The sequence below is a fragment of the Candidatus Pedobacter colombiensis genome, assembly GCA_029202485.1.
In the GTDB taxonomy this organism is placed as follows: Bacteria; Bacteroidota; Bacteroidia; order Sphingobacteriales; family Sphingobacteriaceae; genus Pedobacter; species Pedobacter colombiensis.
Genome location: CP119313.1, coordinates 940,325 through 967,062, shown reverse-complemented (window position 1 = coordinate 967,062; position 26,738 = coordinate 940,325). Strand labels below are relative to the sequence as shown.

Below are 26,738 nucleotides of genomic sequence, written 5' to 3'. Positions count from 1 at the left end.
GTTTTTTCAGTTAATAATGATTTTAAATCTCTGATAGTGGGTTCCAGTTGTCTGCCCCGCCTAGTATGTTTTTAAGTGTATAGGATTTTATGTCTTTCGCGTTTAACTGGTGTGACCAACTTACACGTTCTTTTGATACTGCACCGGGTCCTTTATTTCCAAATTCTGCATAATAGGCTGTTTTCTCTTTATCCGGAAACATAGCATCTCCTTTCCAGGGATTCCAACCTTCAGGAGTGATGTGGTTGCCTAGCTCACAGTTTATAAAAACCGTTTTTGCATAAGGGCGCCATGGCCTACCCAGGTATACTTTTGTAGCTTTTTCGGCTGCTTGAAGAGTACAGTTAAAAAGTACAAAGCCAAATTTCTGATTTGGCCTGGTAGCCGCCGCAGTTATAAAGGAGTTGACCAGGCTATTGATTATGCAGTTTTGAAAAACTACAGTAGCTTCACCAAAGATAAAATCTGTAGTGCCCTCTATATAGCAATCCTGGTAAAACTGACGACTTTTCTCTGTTGCTGCATAAAGCGTATCCTGAAAGCCCAATAACTTACAGTTTTTGGCCACAAATCGGTCGCCCTCTACATGTAATGCCACGGCTTGCCCTACTGGGCCGGCAGTATTGGCTATGGTAAGGTTCTCTATACTTACATCATTTCCCTGCACCAATACGGTATAAGAAGTATAAGTAGTAAACTTATCTTTACCAAAGGCATCTTTACCTTGTGGATTGACCTTTCCTGAGAAATCATTATTGGTGATGATTGTATTTTCTTTATCTTCTCCAATCAGGGAGATACTTGTTTTCCAGGATGGGATAACCAATTTTTCATTATAGATTCCTTTTTTAATAAAAATCTTTACCCTTTTCTCCCCTAAATCACGTACTGCATTTACTGCTTCCTGTATTGTTTTATAATTACCGCTCCCATCCTGTGCGACAGTAATTTCTTTTGGGAAGATAGCTCCCTGTGCCAGAATTTCCATCGTACAGCATAAGATGCATAATACAATGAGTGCCTGCGTCTTTAACAAATATTTCATTGCCATTTATATTATAATTTTACTTAGCCGGCTCTATTCTAAACCAGTCGAAATCGGCATATCCTGAATCATTAATTTTAACTTCTCTGGTGCAGAACAGCCCTATTTTTGCCCCTATCCATTGTCCGGGTGTTGCAATAAATTCGCTCCCTGCATCTTCAAATTTTTTCCCATCTACACTATAGCTGAATTTGCACTTCCCTCCTTTGCTCACGTTTACACGCAAGTACAGCGAGGCTGCATTGAGCTTGGTTAGCGTTGTTTCTACTTCTTTATTTCCCTTGTGGGCATTTTTACAAACCGCATAGACCAGGTAATTGCCATCCTTTTTACTTTTAATGGAGAGGTTAGCATAACTCTGTCCCATGATAATCAATCCTGCCTTTTCATTCTCAATTTTTGCATTGGGTGAAAAAGTAAGCTTTGTTGTTGCTTTAAATTCTTCGGTTGGGAATTTCTGCAACAGGATATTGGGCACATCCCAATAATTCTTTGCACTGTCCGGTACCTGATCTGAGTATAACCTTAATGCACCTTTTGTTACATTCATAAACGACCATGTAGCTTTAGGATTTGCTTGCCATTGCCATTGTAACCCCATTGCTCTGGTATCAAACTCATCGCTTTCTGCAGGAGTTTCTATTGGATAAACTTTACCGACATTCGGCTTTTTATAAGTCATTACAGGCTCTCCAACTCCATCGCCATCTTTATCAAGACCTATAACCGGCCAATCATTTATCCATTTCATGGGTTGCAGGTGTACAACTCTGCCATAAGCATCTTTGTCCTGAAAATGCAAGAACCAATCCTCACCTGTTTGGGTATCTACCCAGGCTCCCTGGTGTGGACCATTAACGGTGCTTTTACCTTGATCCATTACTACTCTTCGTTCGTAAGGACCATATATATTTTTGGAACGCAATACCAACTGCCATCCTGTAGAAACACCACCTGCCGGTGCGAAAATATAGTAATAACCATTGCGCTTATAAAACTTCGGGCCTTCAATGGTTGGGTCAGTTTCATGTCCGTCATATACGATCGTACCTGCGTCAAGCGTTTTCGTTCCCTCTGGATTAAGTTGTTTTACAGCAATGATACTTTTTATTCCTGCCCTGCTTCCTGCATAGGCATACGCCAGATATACTTTACCATTGTCATCCCATAAAGGGCATGGATCTATCAGACCTTTACCTGCTTCAATCAGCTCGGGGTCAGACCAGGGTCCTTGCGGATTCTTTGCCTTGGTTACATAAATTCCAAAGTCAGGGTCTGGATAATAAATATAAAACTCATTGTTATGATAACGTATTGCAGGAGCCCATACGCCGTTACCGTGTTGGGTTTTAGCAAAATGATCAAAAGGAGGCTGGCGTTTTAGCGCATGGCCAATGATGCGCCAGTTTACCAGATCTTTGGAATGGAGAATTGGCAATCCAGGTACCGCATCAAAGCTGGAGGCGACAAGGTAAAAATCATCTCCAACTCTTATTGCATCCGGATCAGAATAATCGGCATCCAGAATTGGATTCTTGTAAGTACCATTGCCCTGATCGGCTACCCATACTTTTGAAACATAGTTTTTACCAGCCCCAATGGATTGGGCACTAGCCCCTAGAGTGGCGCTACATAAAAATCCGCCTAGAATTAAATACCTAATCATAAATTACTATCGTTTTACAACTCGAGCTGCAAGCTCCAAGTTCAATTTTTTAAGTTCTGCCAATACCAATTCAGCCATCCTCCTTGCTCCATATTCATTAAAGTGAGTATTATCATCTACTCCTGCCGGATAATTTGGGTGCTGGCCGGGCTCTAGTTTATTAAATAACAGTTTTGAATTTTCTACACCCATCTTTTGCAATAATGCCATACTTTCTTTATCAAGGTCTATCAATGGGACATTCATTTTTCCAGCCACATTCCTAACAATTTCTGAATATACCTGGTGGCTTTCCTGCACATTGCCATTTGCATCAAAACTACGACGAGCAACCGGTGTAATCAGTATGGGAAAAGCACGAACCTTTAGGGTTTCGCTTACATATTTCTCCAGGTTCGTTTTAAATTCATCTTCTGTAGTATAGGTCTTTTTTGTTTTTACCTCATCATTATGACCAAACTGAATAAAAACATAATCACCCGCATTTAAACTATCGGTTACAGATTTCCAACGCCCCTCAGTAATGAATGACTTAGTGCTTCGACCATTTTGCGCGCGATTATCAACAGTTACTGATTCATCAAAAAAAATAGCAAATGGCATTCCCCATCCTGTTTCTGGGTATTTGGAGATTAGTTTTACCGACATTGTAGAATCTCCAACCAGATAAACTTTAATTTTTTTGGCTGGAGTCATGAAAGACATTAGCAGGATAACACTAAAAAAGGCGGCAAATCTTAATTTATTAAATAGGCTCATCTATAATATTATTTATTTGTGCAATTGTTCTTACTTTACCTGATTAGTGGTTATCTCCTTGACCAGACTGTTGATATAAACCTCTATATTGGTATAACCTGTACTTAAATCTTTACCACTTGCATTCGCCGTTTTAGGATCTAACCCATTTTCAATTTCCCAACTATCCGGCATACCATCTCCATCTGTATCTGTAAGCGAGGGAGTAGAATTTAAAACCGGCCATCCACCCACATCGGTTTGAGAGTCTATAATTCCCAATTTTCCTGTTTTTGAACCACTATAGGTAACCGTACCGTCTTTAACTTCTTTCATGATCCTAACATCTATAGGGTCTCTCTTAAAGCTGGCACCACCATATAACAAAACAGCATTATAAGCTTGTACGGCAGTATGTAAAGTGATTGCTTCTGCTGCAAAAGCGGCTGACATTTTTGCCAGTGCGAAATTAGCGTCGCCCAATCCGGTTCCTTTGTCGACTCCAGTCCAATTACTTTGGGTTACCGTTGGGTTGCCATCCATGTAATTATCTGCAATATAGAACTTGCCAAAACCAGGGCTAAATTTAACCAGGTCAGTTTCCATATAAATCTCCATGATCCGGCTCTTTTTTGAAGAGGTTGTGCCCGGACCGGGTTTATAATAATTTGCTATCATGTTATATTCGCCATTCTCTCCCCCATAAGCACTGTTACTTCCCCAATTGTAGATTACATTATTACGATAATCAACTTTGTCAATTCCAAAAGGACTACTACCAGTTCCGGTACGATTTCCGCCATCAAAACGTGCATTTCTACTATTGTGGTTTGCCAGGAGATTGTGATGAAAACTAGCATTTGTTCCTCCCCAGATTGCCCCATAACCATGGTCGTCTTTTTCATGAAAAGATTTGTTCAAACTTTCTGAAAGGATACACCATTGCATGGTAAAATTCTTATTGGCATAAAAAGAAGAGCATTCGTCTATCGACCAGCTCATTGAGCAATGATCAATGATGACATTTTGGTGGTAACGTCCCCAAAGTGCATCTTGCTCATTTTTAGTCAAATCCCCCATTCTAAACCTCATGTAGCGAATAATCACATTATCAGCATCTACATTCATTTCATAGTCTTGAATACAAATCCCATCACCGGGTGCGGTTTGTCCGGCAATAGTGACATTTCCATTTTTAATTTGAAGTTTGCTATTTAATTTAATATTCCCTGAAACTTCAAAAACGATAATACGAGCTCCGCTTTCGGCTAATGCAGCTCTTAAACTACCTACCCCTGAATCGTTAAGATTGGTAACTTTAATTACTTTCCCGCCGCGTCCGCCTGTTGTATTTTTTCCGTAACCTTCAGCCCCTGGGAAAGCTAAAGCAGTTTCTGTAACGGGTGTAGGAGTTTTTATTACCGGGTTAGGATTATTTACAATAGGCTCCTCTTCCTTTGAGGTTGATTTTCCTTTTTTACAGCCAAAACCAATAATAAAAAAAAGCAAAGAGAATATTATATCCTTTTTCTTCATAACAATTAAATTCTAAATACGCGGATATAGATTAGGCTTTAAAAATATAACGGGATGTAAAATTGCATCCCGTTATACATTTAAAACTAGAAAGATTATAATCTCCATCTCGGATCACCTGCAGTAGATTTACCTGCAAATCCGTCATCTTTTATTTTGAAATTTTTGCTGTCCGGTGCTACGAATAGACTTGAACTTGGACCAGCATAATCTATGATGCTCGGAATGGCATTACCTGCAAAAATGGCATCTGAAGTTTTATAATTATTTGCTACGGTTGGAACTGTTGCTGACCTGATACCTCTTCCTGTTGCTAAAGGAGATAGTGTTTTTCCAACAATATTATTTTTAAATGAAAAACCATTAGTAATAGTTTGAGCATTATAATCAATAAGATACCTGGTATCACCAACAACATTATAAAAAGTATTATTTTCTATAGTCACTGACAATGAAGGTGCAGAACTATGAATAATCAATCCGTATCCAAGACTAGAGAAAGTGCTATTGGTTATTGTAATGTTATTAATTTTGCCATATTGAACGTTAGAATTGATAAATGCATAACTACTACCATTTGCTCCTATATCATCAACAATACAATTATTTACAATAACCTTGTTAATTGTCATTATACTAGTAGTCTGAAGCCGTAGAGGAGAATTCGTAAAATGATGAATGTTACAGTTTTCAAAAGAAACCTCATCCATTGTTGTAGCATTACTTTGATTGATGAGATACGCGCGTTGAGCGGTAGTTTCATTACCATTTGCGTAACCGGTTACATCCACGTTCTCGAAATGCAGTTTTCCACCAGTTGTTGGAAGTGTAATCAGATTAATTGAAACAATAGGTTTTGTAGCAGCAACCTCACCAATAATACTGATGTCTATTCCACCCGGTAGCGTTATTCCTCCATCGGAATTGTATTTGGTACCTTCCAATATCACAAATCTTGTACTTTTAGTAGCTGCCTGGATCATCCCTGCAAGATCATCTGTTGCAGCAACATAAACAACGTCAGCTCCGGTAGGTAGTTCAGCAGGAGTTGTAAAAACTTTAGTCCCCCTTACTGCACTGTTCAAAAGTAAAGTTGCTGTATAAGTTACTTTCGGTGTTAAACCAGATATGACTACTTCACCTGCTGCAATTTCTGCTGCAGTAACGGCGTGTACGATATTTCCTGGTGTAATGGTTAAACTAGTAGCATTTTGACCAGCTGGCCAATTTAAGGTTACAGATCTTGATGTTAATTTTCCAGCAGCAATATCCTGAAAAATCTGTTCCGCTTCTGTCTTAACTGCTGCTGTTACCCATTTAGAATCAGTAATGCCATCACCAACCGCTTTGACTCTTACATAATACTGAGTATTACCGCCAAGGTCGGTAACTGTATAAGGCACTTGATCAAAGGTAATGTTACTAATAGTTTTAAAGGGTGTACCTGAGAAATCTGCATTTTGAGATACCTCTACCGTATAAGAAGTTGCATTAATTACTGCTTTCCAGGTTAACTTTACCCCCGTCTTGTTTACTATAGTTGTGCTTAAACCTGTTGGTGAAAAAGCTCTGTCTACATTAAGCGTGGAGATTTCGGACATTACGTCGTCTTTACAACTTGAAAGACTAAAAACAGCTAACAAGAAGAAAACACCTATTTTTATATTTTTGATATTCATATCATTATGAATTTTACTAGTTCAAATTATCGTTATTTAGCATTTTATTTGAGCTCTCTAGAAACGTTTTCCATATTGGCCAAAACTGCTGTTTATTAGGATCTTTTACATAAAGTGCATCCCAGAAAGTAGCAGCATCACCACTAGAGATCATAGTCCAGGTTTTTGAAGTATAGCCAGTTAGTGCTGCACCCTGAGTGTCTGTATCGCCGAAGTTTAAACCATAAATATCAACAGTGTAACCATCAGCACCTGTTTTATAATAAATTTTAGCTGGAAGATTGGCGTACTTACCTTGTCTTTTCTCCAGTTGCTCTAGTTTAACTTTTGCTTCTGCCAATTTTGTCCCCAGTAAGTTCCAACGTATCAAATCTGCCTTTCTTAACATTTCTCCAGTAAATTCTAAGGCTCTTTCATTTACAATTGCATCAAAAAAAGTAGATTTAGAGGCAGTTGCAGTCGTCATAAACGCAGTAACCTTTGCCGCATTATTAGGGAAAGCCCTGTCACGGATCATTTTTAAATATGGAGCCGCTGCACCTGGACCATCCAGTTCATTGACTGCCTCCGCTGCCATTAATATAACATCTGCATAGCGCATGTACATCCAATTTAAGCCATCATCATTTGTTGAAGTAACCACTCTTTTCATCCATTCGTAACGGTATTTACCAAAATACAAGCGTCCTAATGCAGAAGGTACCTGTATACCATTTGTCCATTCATATGGCGCTACAGTAACTGCCCTACGTACATCATCTTTGTCATATTCATACAACATAATTGGGTTTGGTCCATCTGTACCACCTTTGTTCTGCAATGTCCATTTATCAGTAGTGGTATGTCTGATGCCCAGATCAAAAATCACCCGGCCTCTACCATCACTAAATGGAATCTCCCACATCGATTCCAAACCTGCGGCTCCTCCTTCTTCGTTTAGTTTTCTAAATACTTCTTCAAATCCAAGTAGTCTTAACTTTCCACTGGCAATGATATCCAAACATTCTTTCCTTGCTATGGCATACATTTTATCACGGGATAAATCAGGATCTGTGCTTAAACGTACAGTTTTATCTAAACGTTGAGCATAACCACCAGCTGCTAAAGCCAAACGAGCCCTTAAACCTTTTGCAAAAGCTTTATTCACATGTTCAACGGTACTGGTTACGGCTGTTTCATTTGGCCATGGTAAGTAACCCGCTGCCTCATCTAAATCAGCTAAAAGTTGTTTGTAAATGACATCCCTGTCATTTCTTGGCAAATAGATAGTTACTGCACTGATCGGTTCAAAACGAGCAGGAACATCTCCCCATCCTTTTATCAAATCATTATACAATACTGCTCTTAGGGTTAAAATTTCACCCAATATTTGCGCCAATTCCGGATTACTTTCAACCTTACCAAAAGCTTTTAAGCCACGTATCGCTAAATTTGCCCTTTCAATGGCCTCGTAAAACTTTGCCCAGGCATTGTCAGCTGTATTCATTTGACCATTGTCGTCATTGGTATTGTAATTAGACAATCTTGCTTTATCGTCATTAATAGCCTTTAAGCTATTGTAAACTTCTGCATCATTGTTCAATCCGTAATAAACCAAAAACCTACCACGGTAAGAATTGGTTTCACCAAATGATTGTAGGATACCGGTTACTGCTCCTCTCGCTAAAGCAGGTGTAGAAAAAATAACAGACTCATCAAGGGATGATTTTGTAGGCGCATCCAGTGCATTTTTACAGCTACTCAGCGCAGTGAGTACCGTAAGGATGAATAATATATTGATAATTTTTTTCATTTTCTTTAATTAAATAGTATCCCTAAAAATTAACATTCAAACCAAAAACAAACGACCTGCTTTTCGGATATGCAGAATAATCAACTCCCGGAGTCAATCCTGTGTTACGTCTAGTAGAAACTTCAGGGTCAAAACCACTATAGTTTGTTAACAACCATAAATTATAACCAGAGGCATATACTCTTAATTTTTTCATTTTTAGTTTAGATGATAGTGTTTGAGGCAAAGTATATCCCACTGTTACGGTCGACAGCCTTAAGAAAGACCCATCCTCTATAGCCCAATCACTCAACACAAAACTTCTCATATATGGGGACCATAACGTAGTATTGGCATTCATAGCAGTAAGTTCGTCAGGATCATTACTTATGGTTCCATCAGCACGTAGATTGGTCCAACGACTTCCCGTTGCCATTGTAGAAATCATATTTCTTGAATTGTATTTACTTGTAGATGTATACTCTATTTTATTAGCATTATAGACGTCATTACCATAACTCCAGTTAAAAAATGCTGCAATATCAAAATTGTATATTCTTGAATTGATAGAGAAACCACCTGTGTGTAATGGATTGGTATTACCAATAACTGATTTATCGGCATCTCCAATTTTCTTATTCGCATCATTTTCATCAAGTTTCTTAAGCTTCATGGACCCCGGACGTAATACACCAATCACCGGACTTGCATCGGCTACCCCAGTTTTAAGCGTCCAAACACCTTTAACTGGATCAAAGCCACTAAAGTCAGATACTTCATACCTACCATCATTTTTATAACCATAAATACGCCCTAATGCAGCGCCTTCTTCCACTAAATAATCAACACCAATTTCCGTTGAAGCCCATCCAGAAATACCGGGGATATTTTTAACAGATCCAAGCGAAATGACTTTGTTCCTGTTAAAACTAATGTTGGCATTTACAGACAGATCAAAATTGGTTGTTTTCATTGCATTCCAGTTTGCAGAGAATTCCAAACCTTTATTTTGTGTTTTTCCAATATTTCTGAATTGGATATCATATCCGCTACCGGGAACAGGGTATTGAATCAATAAATCGTGGGTACGATTTAAATACGCATCAATTGTACCTGTGAGTTTATTATTGAATAAGGTAAAATCAATTCCTATATTTTTGGTAACCGTGGTCTCCCATTTCAGATCTGGGTTAGACATAATCTTAGATGGTGCCCAATAATTATTATAACCATTTACCCATACAGTAGCATAAGATTGAAAAGATTGAACCGTTTGTCCTGTCAGGATAGCATTATTACCAACGCTACCATAACTTACTCTCAATTTAAGATCAGTCAACCAGGATTTGGTATCTGTCATAAAGCCTTCTTGTGAAATCCTCCAGGCACCGGAAACAGATGGAAAATATCCCCATTGATTTCCAGGAGAGAATTTTGAAGAACCATCAGCCCTAAATGTTCCACTCAATAAATATTTACCTTTATAATCATAATTAGCCCTTCCAAAAAACGACAACAACTTATCATCAGGAAAGAAAAAATCATTCACAAAAGCAGCGTTACCTTGTGAAGACAAAAACCTTGCATTCTGAAAAGTAAACGTCGTAGGAAATCCCTGGACAGTATTAGTTAAGAGACCCTCATCAATTTTGATAAACTCTTGCCCAATTAATACATTCAAGTTATGGTCTTTTTTTAACAACTTATTAAAACTATAATTTAATGTATTCGTGTTCCTTATGGTATTCCTGATTGTATTGGTAAAAATTATAGCAGGAGCGCTTTGGTTACCAGCAGAAGCATTATTTCTTACATAATAGGTTGTATTACCATAAAAACGATCCTGATCATTTCTATAGCCGTCATAGCCTACTTCAGAGCGTAACTTTAAATTATCAATTACTTCATAAGTAAGTGCAGCACTTAAATTATAAGCTTTACGTTGAACATATTGATCATTGTCAGAAATTGAAATCAATGGATTATATAGATTAAACGAATCATCCGTTTCTGTAGTGGTGGTTAAACCACCTACAGGAATAGGGGGATAAATCATTGCATACTTTAAACGTGAGTCTGAAGATGATTTTTCATTTTGTTCATTAGCTCCCCCTCCTTTAGTTTTGGTATCCGCATAGCGAACTCCAAAATCAAGCGCCAGCTTATCATACAATTTATGATTCAACTTAAAGTTAACATTTTGTCTTTCATAACCAGAAAGCTGCATAATTGCTTTGTCTTTAACAAAGTTATAGCTAAGACTATATTTCGTCTTATCACTTCCACCACTAATGCTTAAATTCTGATTAATGGTAGTTCCTGTACGGCCAAAAATAATGTCCTGCCAGTCGTTTGCCGGCACATTGGCATATAGATCTATATCCTGGTAATTACCAAAATATTTTGTATAGGTATCAGGTGATTTATCCAAAAGTGCCCTTTCATATTGCCAGGTTACATAATCCAAAGGCGATAATACATCTAGTTTTTTGGCCAGTTTTCTTGTTCCGGCAAACAGGTTATAATTGATGTTTGTTTTTCCAACTTTACCACCTTTTGTAGTGACTAATACTACCCCATTTGCACCTCTTGATCCGTAGATAGCAGAAGAGGAAGCATCCTTCAATACATCAATAGATTCAATGTCTTGCGGTGCAATATCAGCAATAGAAGGTACAGGAAATCCATCAACAATATAAAGCGGTGCGTTACTTTGAGTAATAGAACCTCCTCCCCTTATTCTTACCGTCAGCTCAGCATCAGGAGAACCCTCTGTTGTTTTAATGTTTACCCCTGGAACACGACCTGCAATTGCTTCTAAAGCAGAAGAAACCGGCGCAGCAGCAATGACATCAGCTCCTACAGAAGAAACTGTACCTGTTAAATCTTTTTTCTTTACAGTCCCATAACCAACGTTGATCACCACTTCATTTAATGAAGCAATATCCTCTTCTAATGTGAAGTTAATTTTGGACTGGGTGCCAACTGTAATCTCCTGCGATTTGTAACCAATATACCTTGCTACTAAAATGGTATTTCCAGAAGTAGGTACAGGTATTTTAAATTGCCCCTTTTCGTCCGTACTCACTGTCACTTTGGTTCCTTTGATAGAAACACTTACGCCAGGAATAGTTTCCTTTCCGGATTTATCAGTTACCTTACCGGTAACTTGCCGGATTTGCGACCATGCAGTACTGCATATAAGCAATAGCATAAAAAATGGAAGTAGTAATTTATTCATAGTTTATATTTAGTTACTTTTTATAAACCAAATAAGCTATTCATTCATGCATCTTAGCAGATTGCTAGGCGATTCCGTTCAGGAAATACTCGAATGGTTTAATATTTGGTTATTTTTTTAAACAAATTTAAATAGGAAAGGCATTTCTGAGGTCTAAATTTTGACCAAATACATCCAAAAAATATCAATAAAGCCTTTAAAATGCATTTTTCATGGTTAATTAGTTTTTAAGACCTTTGATTTTAAATATTCCGAAGGGGACACTCCATATTCTTCTTTAAAGCAGGTACTGAAATATTTGGCACTGCTAAAGCCCACCGCATATGCTATTTCAGAGATGTTATGACCATTCGCATCCAGGAATTGTTTAGCCCGTTTCAGGCGCATTTCCCTGACAAATTCTACAGGTGCCAGATGGGTCAGACTTTTAAATTTCTTATAAAAGGTAGTACGTCCCATACCTATTGACTCTGCTACTGTATCAATATTGAACTCTACATCGACCATCCCATTTTCAACAATATCAATAATCTCTTTCAAGAAGGTTTCATCCCTGGAAGTAATCACGATTTCCCCAGGGTTCAGTTCAACACTTTTCTTACTAACTAAAAGTGATTCGAAAATCTTTCTGCGCTGTTTTAATAAGTTATCTATCGAAGCCAGAATAAAATCTGTTTGGAAAGGTTTAGTAATGTAATAATCAGCTCCATATTTTAAACCTTCTATTTGATTTTCAACTGAAGATTTAGCGGTCAGCAATATCACAGGGATATGACTGGTAATAACATTATTCTTTAACCTATCGAGCATTTGTATCCCATCGAGTTCAGGCATCATTACATCGCTTAAAACAAGGTCAGGAACTAGTTTAAGTGCCATTTCTAATCCTTCAAAACCATCCTTAGCTTCCACTACTCTATAAAATTCCTTTAACTGATCTGCTAAGAATTTTCTCAATTCATTGTTATCATCTACCAGAAGAACCAACGGCATATCTTTATTACCCGGTTCCAGGGGTACTGGTTCTGTGGTAGAAATCACCTCGAGCGGTTTACTCAATACGGATTTGACAGATCCCGGAGTATCTAATACAATATTTTCTCCGGCCTTAAAATGATCTTTTCCTAGTTTGAGCATAAGGGTAACCGTTAAACCTCTATCAGGATTATTTTGAGCCTCAATTTCACCATGATGAAAACCAACAATTTCTTTACAAAGTGCTAAACCTATCCCGGTGCCCTCCAAATTGCTACCTGGTGCTTTATCCACCTCATAATAAAGCTCAAATATATCGTTCAGCTTATCGGGAGAAACTCCTATTCCCTGATCTACAACGCGTATCGTAAAATGATCTTCTCCTGGAAGCTGATTTACTTCTATCCGGATGACCTTATTATTTGGTGTAAACTTGAAGGCATTAGACAATAGGTTATAAATCACAATATCTATCTTCTCAGAATCTATCCATGCGTATAACTCCTTAACATTAGGTAGCACCAGCAATTCGATCTGCTTCTCTCTGGCTACTTCAGAGAAATAGGTAGCAATATCTTTCACCAAAGCCACAACCTCTGTACGAGTTATCTTAAGATCCATCTTCCCACTTTGCGCCTTTCTAAAATCTAAAAGCTGGTTGATAAACCTCACCATACGGTTTGCATTTCTACGCACCACATTGATATATTCTTGTCCTTTTGGAGATAGATTCTCGAGACGGGATATCTCTTCAATAGGATTTACAATTAGTGTTAATGGAGTACGTAACTCATGGGAAATATTGGTAAAAAAGCTCAACTTCAACTCTGTCAACCTTTGTTCTACTGCAATTCTGTTACGCAATCTGATCATTGTAAATACAATTCGTCGGGCAACTCCAATTAAAATACCGAACAAAATAAGATACAAGATGTAAGCCCAGGCTGTACGCCACGGTGGTGGCGCAATTTTTATAGAAACCGTTTTTATGGGTAAATTCTCATACAGATCAGCATTCAGACTTTTCACTTCGAACACATAATTACCTGACGGTAAGTTTGTATAAGTTGCCTTGCGCTGGTTTTTAACATTATGCCATTCGGTATCAAAACCGTTTAAGCGATAAGCATAGATCTGTTTATTACTTGACCGATAATCCAATACTGAAAAATCTATACTAATGATGTTCTCATTATATTTAAGCTTAATTTCTTTTGTATCATTGATGTCAATGCGCAATGGAGAACCTGCTTCACCTGGATTTACATCCTTATTATTAATCTGAAGGTTGGTCAACGCCATTTTAGCTTTAATCTTTTGGTCTGTAATGGCAGCAGGATTAAAAGTGATATACCCATTTATACATCCAAAAAGCAAATCCCCATTAGGGAGCTTTAAGCTGGAACCTTCCGAAAGCCCTGTTTTTGGCAGTCCGTCATAAGAATCATAATTTCTAAATCGTTGTTGTTCAGGGTCTAATTTCGAAATACCATTTTCAGTTCCAAGCCATAAATTGTGCGCATTATCCTCCACAACACTTAAAATATAATCGCTGGGCAGACCATCTTCTTTGGTATATACTTTAAACTTTAGTCCTTTATCTGATAATTCAAGCGCTTTGTTTAATCCGCCACCGGAAGTAGCCACCCACATCCTATTCTTACTATCTTTATAAATATATTGGGCATCATTATTACCCAAGCTGGTCTTATCACCGGCCACTTTACCATAGCTTTTAAAAATATAATCGTTTGGATTGCCTTTGTCAGGATCAAATATTACCAATCCATTGGTCGTAGCGATCCATATTTTCCCTGTGCCATCCTCTTCCAAATGCCTTGCTTTCCAAGAACCTACCGGATAGTTTTTAAAAGAGTTGTGGCTGTTCACAAACCGGATATTGTCTCCATCAGGTACAATCAAGTTGATTCCATACTGATAGGTAGCCACCCAAATCCGTCCTTTTCGATCTTCCAGCAACGAATAGATCAGGTCACTACTCAAACTATTTACATCATTTTTCTTTGCCTGATAATGGGTTAGCTTATATTTAAGTCCGGTTTTATCAATTGGTACAGCTCTAAACAGGCCATTCCCCTTTGTCCCCAACCACATGACTCCTTTTCGATCCTGCAGCATGTTATAGACTGTTCCAATACCACCTGCCGGTTCATTTATAAAAATATCCTTTACCTCTTTCCCATGGTCGAAAACATACAATTTACCCGATTTTGAGGTCAACCATAAACGTTTATACTGATCACTGAAAATACCCCTGATCTCATTGTCCGATTTATTTAGGGTATGTGCTACCAACAACCCATGTTTAAAATCATTGGCCTGAAAAATAATCTTGTCTATTCCCCTATCCCGGGTACTTAACCATAGCACTCCTGCGGGATCAAAATAGCTGTAGGCAACGATATTTGAAAATTGATGATCTGGAGATCCCGGTTTATTGTAAAAGTACTCAATCACATCAGCAGTCCGATTATAATACCCAAAGCCTCCACCTTTCATACTCATCCAAACCCTACCATTGTGGTCTTCAAAAACTTTGTATTCCTTGGCGATATTATAAAAATTAGCATCATTCTCCTGAAAAAAGTACTTAAATGCACGCGTAACCGGATTGTACTTAATGAGTCCATGCTTTTCGGGTTCAATCCACAATAAGCCGGTCTTATCTTCGTACATGGACAACATTGGTCCTATTCCTGGCATTGAAGCCCTCACATTTTTCAGATCAGAAATATTTGTTGAGATCACATCTCTACCCGCTGTAGCATACAAGACCTGCTGATTTTTACTAACCAGCAAAGCATTTATCCTATTATCCGCTACTTTTTCCTTAAAAAACTGACCTGAAGATTTATCGTAACGAATTAAATATCCATTGCTTGTACCAAACCATAAATTCCTGCTGTCTTCTGCCATGCAGGTATAAGCCATTCCTTTTGCAAAATCTACATCCAGACTTTTATTTTTGTAGTTACCCAACTGATCAAAGTGAAGACAGGAAAGTCCACCTTCTGTACCAATCCAGATACTTTTTTGCTTATCCTCCTTCAAAAAATTAACACGGTTTGATGGTAACTCGAAGCCGTCTTTCTGTCCAATGCCATAGCTGATAATCTCTGGCTTATCGGCTCCAGTATTCTTCACCCCGAATACTCCCTGATCCAAAGTGGTTAACCATACAAAATCCTTCCCTGCCAATTCAATTCCACTAAATAAGATGTTTCGAATTTTCTTTTCTGCAAGGAGGTTTGATATTGCCAGAAATTTTTTACGCTGCTTATCAAACCTATATACCTGATTGTCGTATACCTCTAACCATAAAAAGCCATGTTTGTCTTCTATAATGTTATCAACTCTGTTGATTTTTAAGCTGGAACTATCGCCCGGGCGGGTTTTATAGGTGACAAAATTATGCCCATCAAATCGATTAATGCCATCCCAGGTCCCAAACCACATAAAACCATCACGGTCTTTAAGGATATTCATCACCCCATCGTGGGATAAACCGTCTTCAGTTGAATAATGCTCTATCTTACATTTGATCTGTGCGATACCATTTACTGTTAAAAACAGCAGCAAAATAATACCATGCAGCCCTATTCTTCTAAGCATAATGCAAACTTAATACATACCAGATTATAATTGGTGTTACAACAAGATTAAATACTATGTGTCAATAAAAAAAAGATATGACCGATTAAATGTGTGCAATCGTTTTCCATTTCTAAACATCAACAAACGGATTTTGATCAAGCTTATTATATCTACGTGTTTTTTATCTGTATAATACCTGTTTGATACATATACACACACGTAAAAATGCCTCCTTCTGTATTTATTTAAATTTATTCTAAATAAATTTGGTGATATAAATTACTCGCCTTACATTTGCCGAAGTTAGAATTAATCTAAATAAGCATATGAAATATATATACGCGTTTTTTATTATCATTACCCTATTTTTATTTGACCAAAGGACTTTTGCCCAACAAGGTCCTTCTCAACTTGCATCAGCTTCTGTAAGAGGCGGCATTAAAGGAAAAATCAGGGCTAATGACGGCAAACCAGCCAGTTTTGTAACGGTTCAAATTGTTGAAAACAATAGGAAAACATTATCAGACGAAGAAGGTAAATTCAGGTTCAACAACTTAAAGGGTGGTGAATACACTTTGAAAACATCTTATGTTGGTTTGAAGGTTCAAACTCAAAAAATAACGGTAATTGAAGGACAAACCGCATATGTGGAGTTTGTGCTTTCTGAAACTTCTGGACAACTTGACGAAGTGGTAATTGGTGGCTACCAAACTCCTAATCAAAAACCTGTTAGTCTTGGTAAAATAGCTATTGCCCCTAGAGACTTACCACAATCGGTTCAAATCATAGGTACTCAAATCATTGAAGATCAACAAGCCAATCGCTTAGCTGATGTTATTAAAAATGTAAATGGTGTTTCATTGGGTGCTAACCGCGGATCTGTTGGTGAAAACTTTTATGCTCGTGGTTATAGCCTTGGTGCAAACAACGTACTTAAAAACGGAGCCAGAACTACCATTGGTGGTATGCCGGAAGCCAGCACTTTAGAATCTGTAGAAGTTCTTAAAGGTAGCTCAGCTTTACTTTATGGTGGCGTTAGTGGTGGTGCCGTGGTAAACATGGTAACCAAAAAACCTAAGTTTGAGTATGGTGGTGAAGTTTCTATGCGTGTAGGGAGTTATGATTTCTATAAACCAACACTTGATTTGTACGGCCCGGTATCTAAAAATCTCGCTGTTCGAGTAATCGGAACTTATGAAAAAGCTGGTAGCTTTAGAGATAACGTAAAATCTGAAAGAATTTATGTTAACCCTTCGTTGCTCTATCAAATTAGTGACAAAACTGATTTACTCATCCAAGGTGACTACTTGAAGAGTGACTATACTCCTGATTTTGGTATCGGTACTATAGATAACAAAATATCGCCGCTTGGAAGAAACGTATTTGTAAATACAGATTGGGCTTATAATAAAACCAATACCAGCACTGCACAGGCTGTTTTAAATCACAAGTTTAACAATGACTGGAAATTGAACGTTTCTACATCCCTGCAATCTTATGATAGAAACTATTTCTCTAGCGAACGTCCTTTTGTAAAAGCAGATGGTATTTGGAATCGTGCACTTACCAGGTCTAAAATAAATGAGCTTACTTTCAACGAACAAATCAACTTAACTGGAACATTTAAAACAGGTACTTTGGCACATACCCTATTGGTTGGTGCAGATGCTGATCAATCGAGAACAAAAACAGGTGGCTTCAGCAATCCGAATACACTAACTGCTGCTGATAAATCAAAATACTATGACCAGGTTAATTTACTTGATCTATCTTCATTCAATATCCCTTCAAACTTTAATGCTCCAGAAACAACTTTACTAACCAACACTGAAGCTCCTATTTATCGTGTGGGTGGTTTTGTTCAGGACATGGTTGCCGTTAGTGAGAAGCTTAAAGTTTTAGCTGGTATCAGATGGACCTTTCAAAAAACGCCAACAACTACTATAAAAACCCCTGCTGATGGTACAGAAACTAAGGGTACAACTGCTGATAAAACAGACAAAGCCTTTTCTCCTAAAGTTGGTATCGTTTATGAACCATTGAAAGCAACTTCTATCTATGCAAGTTACGCCAGCAATTTCACTCCAAACGCAGGTACAGATGTAGCTACAAACGCACCAATGAGGCCGTCTATTATTGATCAATATGAAGCTGGTATTAAAAATGATTTCCTTGATGGAAAACTATCAGCGAATGTTACCTGGTACAAAATTGTTAACAACAGATTTGCACAAACGGCAGAATTAAACCTTCAAGGGGTACCTAACGGCGACACCAACCTGAAAGAGTTTACAGGAAAATCAGCAAGTGATGGCATTGAGGTTGACATTTCAGGAACTATTATTGAAGGTTTAAATTTCATCGCTGGATATAGTTACAACTATATGCGCTACACCAGTACGTCAGACACAAGAATTTATATAGATCCAAATACTAATAAAGAGACCATCATCAGTGGAATTGTGGAAGGCGAACGTTTAGTTGGAACAACTAAAAATACAGCAAACGGAAGTCTATTCTATACTTTTAGTAGTGGCGCTATTAAAGGCTTAAAATTAGGTGCATCAGCATTTTATACTGGTGATCGCAATGGCGGACGTAACACGACTAAAGCAGGAACCTCAACAGGGATCATCCCTATCAAAGGCTTTACCACTTTTGATCTATCAGCTGGTTATGCTTACAAAAAATTCAGTATCCTTGGTAAACTATCAAACATTACCAATGAGTTGAATTATTACATCCACGAGAACTATAGTGTAAATCCTATTCCTCCGAGACAATTTATGACAACAGTAGCATACAAATTCTAAATCGATATTGCTATCCCTATAAAACCGGGCTATCTGTAAAAAGGTAGCCCGGTTTGCATTTAATCGACTTTTGCTGAGCCTTGCAACGACCTAACAAGTCTTGCAGTGACCAAACAAATTACCTTCTCAGAAGCGGCCTCAGCGTTCTTCGCTCCTTCTGCGAAGTAATGCAGCCGCTGAAGAGAATGGTCATTTGTTAAATTATGTTAACGCCTTGCTACCATCAAAGCCTTTACATAGCTTAGCATCCTGTTATTTTTAATTGACGTTATCGTATTATTACCTTATCTTTGCAGAATGTTTAAAATTAAACACGTACTACTATTAAGTTTCACCATCATAGCCCTGACTATTGCGGGCTGCAAAAGCCAGTTTGAAAAGATCAGATTGAGCAATGACGTAGCCAAAAAATATCAAGAGGCTATGCGGTTGTATAACAAAAAGAATTACGCAAAAGCGTTAATCCTCTTTGAAGACCTTTCTCAGAAATACAGGGGTAGAGCTGAAGCTGAAGAGCTGAACTATCACTACGCCCTAACGTTATATAAATTAAGAGATTACACTACTGCAAGATATCAGTTTAAATCATTTGCCGATACCTATCCTACGAGCAAGTATGCTGAAGAATGCAGGTATATGAGTGCATATTGCTATTATCTGGATTCACCGGCTCCTACTCTGGACCAGGAAAACACCTATAAAGCGATTGATGCCTTACAGCTATTCATCAACTTTTATCCTAAAAGCGAGCGTGCGGCTGATGCGGCTAAATACATTGGTTTATTGCGTGCAAAGCTGGAAGATAAAGCTTATACCAATGCGAAGTTATATTATGATCTAGGTGGCTATGATATCACTAACTACAAAGCGGCTGTAATTGCTTTAAAGAACGCACAGATTGATTTCCCTGACATTAAATATGCAGAGGAAATGGACTATCTGATTATAAAATCACAATACGCATATGCAAAAAACAGTTATGAGACACGTCAGGAAGACCGTTTCAATGAAGCCATTGTTTATGCAGACGAATTTATTGAAGCTCATCCTAAAAGTAAATTATTAGAGGATGCTAAAGCTTTGAAGAAAGCTAGTGAAAATAGTATAGAAAATGTAAAGCGCTTTCTTGCTGAGCTTTCAAAAAATGAGTCAAAATACAAAGCTTTACTGGAAAAAGAAGCTAAAAGAGACAGTATTATCACAAAAACCCCCATCAAATAATGAATACTAATAAACCCGCTGTACCGAATACTACGGTTACCAGAAATGTTAATGATCTGGATCAGAAAACGCAAAATATTTATGAGTCTTTAGTTATTATTTCTAAAAGGGCTAATCAAATTTCTAATAACATGAAAGAAGAGCTACACGGCAAATTAGCTGAGTTTGCTTCTTCTAACGACAACCTGGAAGAGATTTTTGAAAACAGAGAGCAAATTGAGATCAGTAAGCACTATGAGCGCTTGCCTAAGCCAACCTTAATTGCTATTGATGAGTTCCTGAATGATAAGATCTATTACAGAAATCCTGCTAAAGAACAACAATAAGATTACGCATAGGGGTTATTTGCATCAATGCATTCATTAAAACCATGCTAAAAAATAAAAAAATAATTCTTGGCGTTTGCGGCAGCATTGCAGCTTATAAATCGGCTATACTGGTAAGACTATTGGTAAAGGCTGGCGCAAACGTTAAAGTAATTCTTACAGCCGATGCGGCAAATTTCATTACACCGCTTACCCTGGCTACCCTCAGTAAGAATCCTGTTTACACTCAATATTTTGAAGAAGAGACCGGTGTTTGGAGCAACCATGTTGAATTGGGCCTTTGGGCAGATTTTATGGTCATTGCCCCTGCCAGTGCCAACACCTTAGCTAAAATGGCCGGAGGGTTGTGCGACAACTTGCTTACTGCCGTCTACTTATCGGCGAAATGTCCTGTCTTTCTTGCTCCGGCAATGGATCTGGATATGTGGAAACATGAAAGCACTCAACACAATATTGATAGATTATTATCCTACGGAAACCAGGTTATTAAACCTGGCAGCGGTGAACTGGCAAGCGGTTTATATGGGGAAGGCAGAATGGCCGAACCGGAGGAAATCGTTGCTTTTTTAGCAGATGCCGTAAGTGCTTCGACTCCCTTATTGGGAAGAAAAGTAATGGTTACTGCCGGACCAACTTATGAAGCTATAGATCCTGTTCGTTTTATTGGAAATCACTCCTCAGGGAAAATGGGCTTTGCTATTGCGGATAGATTTGCCAGTTTAGGTGCTGATGTAACCCTAATTACTGGCCCAACTTCAGAAAAAAGCATATACCCTATGAAACGCATTGACGTAGTCAGTGGCGCTGATATGCTGGACGCCTGTAAAGCTGAATTTAGTGCTGCTGAAATTACAGTAATGAGTGCTGCTGTCGCAGATTATACTCCTGTGCAGAAAGCGGATCAGAAGATCAAAAAAACAAGCTCCGAATTTAGTCTGGAGTTAAAAAAGACTGAAGATATATTGGCTACTCTGGGACAGCTAAAGAAAGCCGGGCAAATATTGGTTGGTTTTGCTCTGGAAACGCAAAATGAGGAAGAATATGCCAAATCAAAGCTGATAAAGAAAAATCTGGACCTTATTGTGCTCAATTCTTTGAACGATAAAGGGGCCGGTTTTAAAATGGATACCAATAAAATAACTATATTTAATAAAGCTGCTGAAAAAACAGTTTTTGAAATGAAGTCGAAAACAGAGGTGGCAAACGATATCTGTAATGAAATATTAAAACTGGTTAAAGCATGAAAAAACGCTGCTCTTTTATTTTCCTCATCTTTTTTTTCTGCAGCACTTACAGTATGGCGCAGGAATTAAACGCCAGAGTACAGGTATTAGCCCCTACCGTTCCCAACATCAATAAAAGAAACCTTCAAAACCTTCAAAATACCATTAGGGATTTTTTAAACAACAACAAATGGAGCAATGAAACTTATACACCTATTGAGCGCATTGCGTGTAATTTTGTGATCACAGTAACTGCTTGGGATGGGGGCTCTGGATATAAAGCCGAAGCACAGATTCAATCGAGCAGACCGGTTTACAATACCGCATATAACAGCACATTGTTGAATATAAGTGACAAGGATTACGATTTTAATTATAACGAAGGTCAATCTTTAGATTTCTCTGATCAGAACTTTATCTCCAATTTGAGTTCTCTGCTGAGCTTTTATGCTTACACCATTATTGGCCTGGATAAAGACAGCTTTAATAAATTGGGGGGCACACATTTTTACAATAAAGCTCAGAATATTTTAAACGTTGCCCAGGTATCCGGAAACAAAGGTTGGAAGGCTTTTGATGGCTTAAAAAATAGGTATTGGCTCAATGAGAACTTGCAAAACAAGAGTTTTGAGGAACTGAGACTGTTTATTTATGATTATCACTTTACTGGCCTCGACCAAATGCAGGATGATCCAGCTAAAGGAGCTAAAAGAATCATCGAGCTATTGTCGGCCTTAAAAATGGACAAGCAAAAAATAGGTTCTATATTCCCTAATATGTATTTGGCTACCAAAGCTGATGAATTGGTAAACATCATCTCTGCGACTGGCCCACAGGATAAGATCAAAGCATACAACCTCCTTTCTGAAATTGACCCAGCCAATATCAATAAATACGAAGGCCTAAAAACTGCCCGTTAACTGCTTAATTATAGTATATTAAAAAAATATGTCGAATTATTTTTGATCTACGAACATATTCGTATATTTGATTACGAAACAATTCGTACAAATATATTATGGCAGCCACAAACAATCTTAAACCTACGGAAAGCGAACTCGAAATCTTACAGATCCTGTGGGAAAAGGGTAACTGTACGGTGAGGGATGTCCACGAGATTTTAGAAAAGAACAAAGATGCGGGCTATACGACTACGCTGAAACTTATGCAGATTATGCTGGAGAAAGGTTTGGTTGCCCGCGATGCTACTTCTAAAACTCATGTCTACCGCGCCTTACTGAACCAGGAAAAAACGCAACAGCACCTGGTTGATAAAATGATAGACAATATTTTTAATGGCTCAGCAGCACGTTTAGTGATGCAGGCCCTGGGGAACCATACTGCAAGCAAGGAGGAGATTGATTCAATAAAAAAATATTTAGATGGACTAAGTAATCAATAAAAAATGGAAGCAATTGTAAACAATCTCATCAAAGCTACTGGATGGAGTATTTTTCATTCCTTATGGCAGGCAGCAATTATTTATGGACTATTGTTATTTCTGGTTGCGATTTTACCTCGCATAACCGCGAAATTAAAGCATAACCTTGCTTATGGAGCCATGTGTATCATGTTCGCTAGTTTTGTCATCACATTTTTTTATACATTTAAATGGCCTACTACCGGAAAATCAGGTATTACAGTAGATGCTGGTCATCAAATCATCAACAGTAAGTACTTATCTGTTTTTTCTGAAAGCCTTAGCAGTCGTACAGAGCAGTTTTTCCCTTATCTCGTAAGTACTTATGCAATTGGTTTGCTTTTTCAACTAGTCATTCTATCTGTTGGCTACAGAAAACTTCATTTATTGAAGCAATCTGATAAGAAAGCTGTACCGCTGGCTTGGCAAGCAGCTTTTGATGAGCTCTTTACTAAACTAAATCTGCGTCAACAAATTGGCTTCTATTTATCTGAACATGTAAATATGCCATTGGTAGTCGGTTATTTTAAACCCGTTGTTCTTTTTCCAATCGCCCTTGTTGCACAGCTCGATATTAAACAAGTTGAAGCTATCTTAATCCATGAACTTTCACACATTAGAAGGAACGATTACCTGTTAAACCTCATTAAAACAGCCATAGAAACGATAATGTTCTTTAATCCTTTTGTATGGCTAAGCGGCAAGTTTATCAACATTGAACGTGAACATGCTTGTGACGACCTGGTGCTTGAACTTACAGGAACTCCGTTAACCTATGCACACGCGCTTTTAAAACTGGAAATCCTTAAAGATAAATCCACTCCTGCCCTTTCTATGGCCGCATCGGGTAAACAACAGCACTTGTATCAACGTATAAAAAGAATTACTGACATGAAAACAAATTACAGGAATGCAAAACAACAACTTTTTGCGACTATGCTCGCCGTAGTTGCTATACTTTCATTGGCGTGGATCAGTCCAACAAAAACAACAGCAAAGGATATTAAACCTATCCAGCTTGTGATTACTAAAAAATCAGATCAGTCTCTTACCATTATTTCTCCTTCTTCAAATGCCAAGTATATGGCATTGAAAATGAACATTGATACCTCAAAGAAAAAACATAAGACTAAGATCATATGTCTTGATGGGAGCGGCATCAAAAAAAAATGGAATGATACTACTGGGCTAGCCCATGATTTTCAATTTAACATAGACTCCACCATTACCGCAAGCCTTGCTTTCTTAAAATCACCGAAATGGCAGGAAGATGTTAAAAGAATGGCAGAAAACTTTAGTAAAAATTTCGATGCCAAGGTTATAGAAATACATGCTAAAGACTTTCAAAAAGATGCGGAAAAAATTGAAAAGTATTTTAAATCTGCTGAATGGAAAAAACAACAGCACAAAATTGAAATGCAGGCTAACCAAATCGAACTGCATTTCAACTCACCGGAGTTTAAAAAAAACATAGAGAAACAAATTGAAAAAGCCCAGGAAGAGGCAAAAAAAGCTCGGGAGTATACTTCTTCAGCCGAATACAAAAGGAAAATAAATGAAACTAAAGCACTTGAAAATTCTGCTGCTTATAAAGAGCTGAAAAAGAAGTTTGACGCAGATGTTGAAGCCATCAAAAAGAAAAATACGCATCAGACTGACAGTACTTCTCATTAATACAACCCTACACAATACGATCGAAAGGCAGAGGATAATCTTCTGCCTTTTTTTATGGTGTTCGTCGCTAAGATTTCATAATTTAGCAACATCATATATGCTACAAAAACTTTCCATCCGTAACTACGCTTTGATAGACAGTGTTGATCTGGAACTTGATAAAGGTTTAAACATCATTACTGGTGAAACCGGCGCCGGTAAATCGATCATGCTTGGTGCTTTATCACTTATACTTGGGCAACGTGCTGAAACAAAGTATTTTTTTAATCAGGATAAGAAATGTATTATAGAGGGTTGGTTTTTATTGGCCGATAAGCAGCTGCAATCATTATTTGAAGAAAATGACGTCGACTTTTACGAGGAAAATACGTTAAGACGGGAAATCTCTACAGACGGAAAATCCAGGGCTTTTATCAATGACACTCCAGTAACGCTTACTGTGATGAAGCAGATTGGCGAGCGATTGATTGATATCCACTCGCAACATGCTACGCAGGAAGTTAGTGACCCCACTTTTCAGCTATTGGTGGTGGATACGCTTGCTGGCCATCCACAATTACTTAGTGATTACCGCAGCAAATTTAAACAGTACAAACAACAGCAGCAGCATTTGGCCGAGCTACAAACAAAAGCCAACGAAGCCCGGAACAAGCAAGACTATGAACAGTTTCTATTTAATGAACTGGAAAATGCGAACTTGCAAAGTGATGAACAGGAAAAACTGGAAACAGAACTACAAATGCTGAATAATGCAGAGAGCATTAAAAGGAATCTGCTTACCGGATATCATCTTTTAAGTGAAGCCGAAACTGCGGTACTTCCTATTTTAAAAGAGGTAATAGGTCAACTGCAAAGCATAGAAAAATTTAACCCAGCTTACGAGGGCTTAAATGAGCGATTGCGCTCGGTCTTGATCGAAGTAAAAGATATTGCTGCTGAAACATCTGGACTGGAGGAACATATCTTCTTTAACCCTTCACGGATTGATGAGATCAATGCCCGCCTGGATCTTATTTATGGATTACAGCAAAAACACAGGGTAAACAATATTGAAGAATTACTCAACATCCAAAACCAGTTATCTGATAATCTGGCTAACATTTTAAGTGGAAATGAAGAGATTGAGCGATTGATCAAAACGTTGGAACTCCTGCAGGCTGATCTGGAACTCATGGCCGGAAAGCTATCTGCAAACAGAAGCGAAGCCATACTCAATACCGAAGCTAGTGTTGGCAAAGTATTGCAACAGGTGGGTATGCCCAATGCGAAAATAAAGATTGAACAATCGAAGGCCACATTGCTCAATAAAGATGGCAAAGACATCATTACCTTACTGTTCTCTGCCAATAGCGGTCAACCGCCCGCTCCGGTAGGTAAGGTGGCCTCAGGTGGTGAGCTTTCGCGTTTAATGTTAGCCATTAAATCTATTATGGCCAAACATACCTCATTGCCTACTTTAATATTTGATGAAATTGATACCGGGATCTCTGGAGAAACTGCTTTACGTGTAGGAGATGTAATTGGCGAGCTGGAAAAGAACATGCAGGTGATTTGCATTACCCATCTTCCTCAGATTGCAGCCAAAGGAGATGCACATTACTTTGTTTATAAAAATGAGCAAGGTGAACGTACTACTACAGGTATCCGCAAGCTGGGTAATGCTGATCGGGTAAATGCTATTGCAGAAATGCTGAGTGGCAAAACACCAGGCGCTTCGGCCATGGAGAATGCTAAAGACCTGCTGGGTTATAAAAACTAAATGCCATATTCTGCAAAGAAAAAAATCATTAACTTC

Annotated in this window: 16 protein-coding genes; 8 read left to right on the top strand and 8 right to left on the bottom strand. The window is 38.1% G+C overall.

The window, feature by feature from the left end:
* Nucleotides 1–22: 22 nt before the first annotated feature.
* The 8 genes from P0Y49_03860 to P0Y49_03825 form a co-directional block, all read right to left on the bottom strand.
* Nucleotides 23–1,051, bottom strand: coding sequence for a pectinesterase family protein (locus P0Y49_03860; GenBank protein WEK20285.1), 1,029 nt, complete (start codon nucleotides 1,049–1,051; stop codon nucleotides 23–25).
* A 13-nt stretch (nucleotides 1,052–1,064) separates the two neighbouring features.
* Entirely contained in the window at nucleotides 1,065–2,711 is a 1,647-nt protein-coding gene (locus tag P0Y49_03855) for a glycoside hydrolase 43 family protein (GenBank protein WEK20284.1), read from the bottom strand.
* A 6-nt stretch (nucleotides 2,712–2,717) separates the two neighbouring features.
* Nucleotides 2,718–3,470: a rhamnogalacturonan acetylesterase gene (locus tag P0Y49_03850; GenBank protein WEK20283.1), complete on the bottom strand. Its 753-nt coding sequence runs from the start codon at nucleotides 3,468–3,470 to the stop codon at nucleotides 2,718–2,720.
* A gap of 30 nt (nucleotides 3,471–3,500) precedes the next feature.
* Nucleotides 3,501–4,985: a pectate lyase gene (locus P0Y49_03845; protein WEK20282.1), complete on the bottom strand. Its 1,485-nt coding sequence runs from the start codon at nucleotides 4,983–4,985 to the stop codon at nucleotides 3,501–3,503.
* A 95-nt stretch (nucleotides 4,986–5,080) separates the two neighbouring features.
* On the bottom strand, nucleotides 5,081–6,664 hold the full coding sequence (locus tag P0Y49_03840) for a DUF5123 domain-containing protein (GenBank protein WEK20281.1): 1,584 nt from the start codon (nucleotides 6,662–6,664) through the stop codon (nucleotides 5,081–5,083).
* 16 nt (nucleotides 6,665–6,680) lie between these two features.
* Nucleotides 6,681–8,456 (bottom strand): RagB/SusD family nutrient uptake outer membrane protein, encoded by a 1,776-nt coding sequence (locus tag P0Y49_03835; GenBank protein ID WEK20280.1) that lies wholly within the window; start codon nucleotides 8,454–8,456, stop codon nucleotides 6,681–6,683.
* Nucleotides 8,457–8,478: 22 nt separating this feature from the next.
* Nucleotides 8,479–11,676, bottom strand: coding sequence for a TonB-dependent receptor (locus P0Y49_03830; GenBank protein WEK20279.1), 3,198 nt, complete (start codon nucleotides 11,674–11,676; stop codon nucleotides 8,479–8,481).
* Between the two features lie 216 nt (nucleotides 11,677–11,892).
* Complete coding sequence (locus P0Y49_03825; protein ID WEK20278.1) at nucleotides 11,893–16,284, bottom strand: two-component regulator propeller domain-containing protein; 4,392 nt, start codon at nucleotides 16,282–16,284, stop codon at nucleotides 11,893–11,895.
* 308 nt (nucleotides 16,285–16,592) lie between these two features.
* Here P0Y49_03825 and P0Y49_03820 point away from each other — a divergent pair, with 308 nt between their 5' ends.
* The 8 genes from P0Y49_03820 (at nucleotide 16,593) to recN (ending at nucleotide 26,702) form a co-directional block, all read left to right on the top strand.
* Nucleotides 16,593–19,079 carry a TonB-dependent siderophore receptor gene (locus P0Y49_03820; GenBank protein WEK20277.1) on the top strand — a complete coding sequence of 829 codons (2,487 nt, stop codon included), beginning with the start codon at nucleotides 16,593–16,595 and terminating at the stop codon, nucleotides 19,077–19,079.
* A 297-nt stretch (nucleotides 19,080–19,376) separates the two neighbouring features.
* A complete protein-coding gene (gene bamD / locus P0Y49_03815) occupies nucleotides 19,377–20,300 on the top strand; it encodes an outer membrane protein assembly factor BamD (GenBank protein WEK20276.1) in 924 nt (307 codons plus the stop codon).
* On the top strand, nucleotides 20,300–20,626 hold the full coding sequence (locus tag P0Y49_03810) for a DNA-directed RNA polymerase subunit omega (protein ID WEK20275.1): 327 nt from the start codon (nucleotides 20,300–20,302) through the stop codon (nucleotides 20,624–20,626). Before bamD ends, P0Y49_03810 begins: the two co-directional genes overlap by 1 nt.
* 44 nt (nucleotides 20,627–20,670) lie before the next feature.
* Nucleotides 20,671–21,870: a bifunctional phosphopantothenoylcysteine decarboxylase/phosphopantothenate--cysteine ligase CoaBC gene (gene coaBC / locus P0Y49_03805; protein ID WEK20274.1), complete on the top strand. Its 1,200-nt coding sequence runs from the start codon at nucleotides 20,671–20,673 to the stop codon at nucleotides 21,868–21,870.
* Complete coding sequence (locus P0Y49_03800; protein ID WEK20273.1) at nucleotides 21,867–22,769, top strand: DUF4835 family protein; 903 nt, start codon at nucleotides 21,867–21,869, stop codon at nucleotides 22,767–22,769. The genes coaBC and P0Y49_03800 overlap by 4 nt, the downstream gene beginning before the upstream one ends.
* Before the next feature lie 98 nt (nucleotides 22,770–22,867).
* A complete protein-coding gene (locus P0Y49_03795) occupies nucleotides 22,868–23,251 on the top strand; it encodes a BlaI/MecI/CopY family transcriptional regulator (protein ID WEK20272.1) in 384 nt (127 codons plus the stop codon).
* 3 nt (nucleotides 23,252–23,254) lie between these two features.
* Complete coding sequence (locus tag P0Y49_03790; protein ID WEK20271.1) at nucleotides 23,255–24,943, top strand: M56 family metallopeptidase; 1,689 nt, start codon at nucleotides 23,255–23,257, stop codon at nucleotides 24,941–24,943.
* A 97-nt stretch (nucleotides 24,944–25,040) separates the two neighbouring features.
* Nucleotides 25,041–26,702 carry a DNA repair protein RecN gene (gene recN / locus P0Y49_03785; protein ID WEK20270.1) on the top strand — a complete coding sequence of 554 codons (1,662 nt, stop codon included), beginning with the start codon at nucleotides 25,041–25,043 and terminating at the stop codon, nucleotides 26,700–26,702.
* Nucleotides 26,703–26,738 lie beyond the last annotated feature (36 nt).

Excerpts from the sequence above, each read along its gene's own strand:
- P0Y49_03860 (WEK20285.1), bottom strand. The coding sequence starts at position 1,051 with ATGGCAATGAAATATTTGTTAAAGACGCAGGCACTCATTGTATTATGC.
- P0Y49_03855 (WEK20284.1), bottom strand. The coding sequence starts at position 2,711 with ATGATTAGGTATTTAATTCTAGGCGGATTTTTATGTAGCGCCACTCTA.
- P0Y49_03850 (WEK20283.1), bottom strand. The coding sequence starts at position 3,470 with ATGAGCCTATTTAATAAATTAAGATTTGCCGCCTTTTTTAGTGTTATC.
- P0Y49_03845 (WEK20282.1), bottom strand. The coding sequence starts at position 4,985 with ATGAAGAAAAAGGATATAATATTCTCTTTGCTTTTTTTTATTATTGGT.
- P0Y49_03840 (WEK20281.1), bottom strand. The coding sequence starts at position 6,664 with ATGAATATCAAAAATATAAAAATAGGTGTTTTCTTCTTGTTAGCTGTT.
- P0Y49_03835 (WEK20280.1), bottom strand. The coding sequence starts at position 8,456 with ATGAAAAAAATTATCAATATATTATTCATCCTTACGGTACTCACTGCG.
- P0Y49_03830 (WEK20279.1), bottom strand. The coding sequence starts at position 11,676 with ATGAATAAATTACTACTTCCATTTTTTATGCTATTGCTTATATGCAGT.
- P0Y49_03825 (WEK20278.1), bottom strand. The coding sequence starts at position 16,284 with ATGCTTAGAAGAATAGGGCTGCATGGTATTATTTTGCTGCTGTTTTTA.
- P0Y49_03820 (WEK20277.1), top strand. The coding sequence starts at position 16,593 with ATGAAATATATATACGCGTTTTTTATTATCATTACCCTATTTTTATTT.
- bamD (WEK20276.1), top strand. The coding sequence starts at position 19,377 with ATGTTTAAAATTAAACACGTACTACTATTAAGTTTCACCATCATAGCC.
- P0Y49_03810 (WEK20275.1), top strand. The coding sequence starts at position 20,300 with ATGAATACTAATAAACCCGCTGTACCGAATACTACGGTTACCAGAAAT.
- coaBC (WEK20274.1), top strand. The coding sequence starts at position 20,671 with ATGCTAAAAAATAAAAAAATAATTCTTGGCGTTTGCGGCAGCATTGCA.
- P0Y49_03800 (WEK20273.1), top strand. The coding sequence starts at position 21,867 with ATGAAAAAACGCTGCTCTTTTATTTTCCTCATCTTTTTTTTCTGCAGC.
- P0Y49_03795 (WEK20272.1), top strand. The coding sequence starts at position 22,868 with ATGGCAGCCACAAACAATCTTAAACCTACGGAAAGCGAACTCGAAATC.
- P0Y49_03790 (WEK20271.1), top strand. The coding sequence starts at position 23,255 with ATGGAAGCAATTGTAAACAATCTCATCAAAGCTACTGGATGGAGTATT.
- recN (WEK20270.1), top strand. The coding sequence starts at position 25,041 with ATGCTACAAAAACTTTCCATCCGTAACTACGCTTTGATAGACAGTGTT.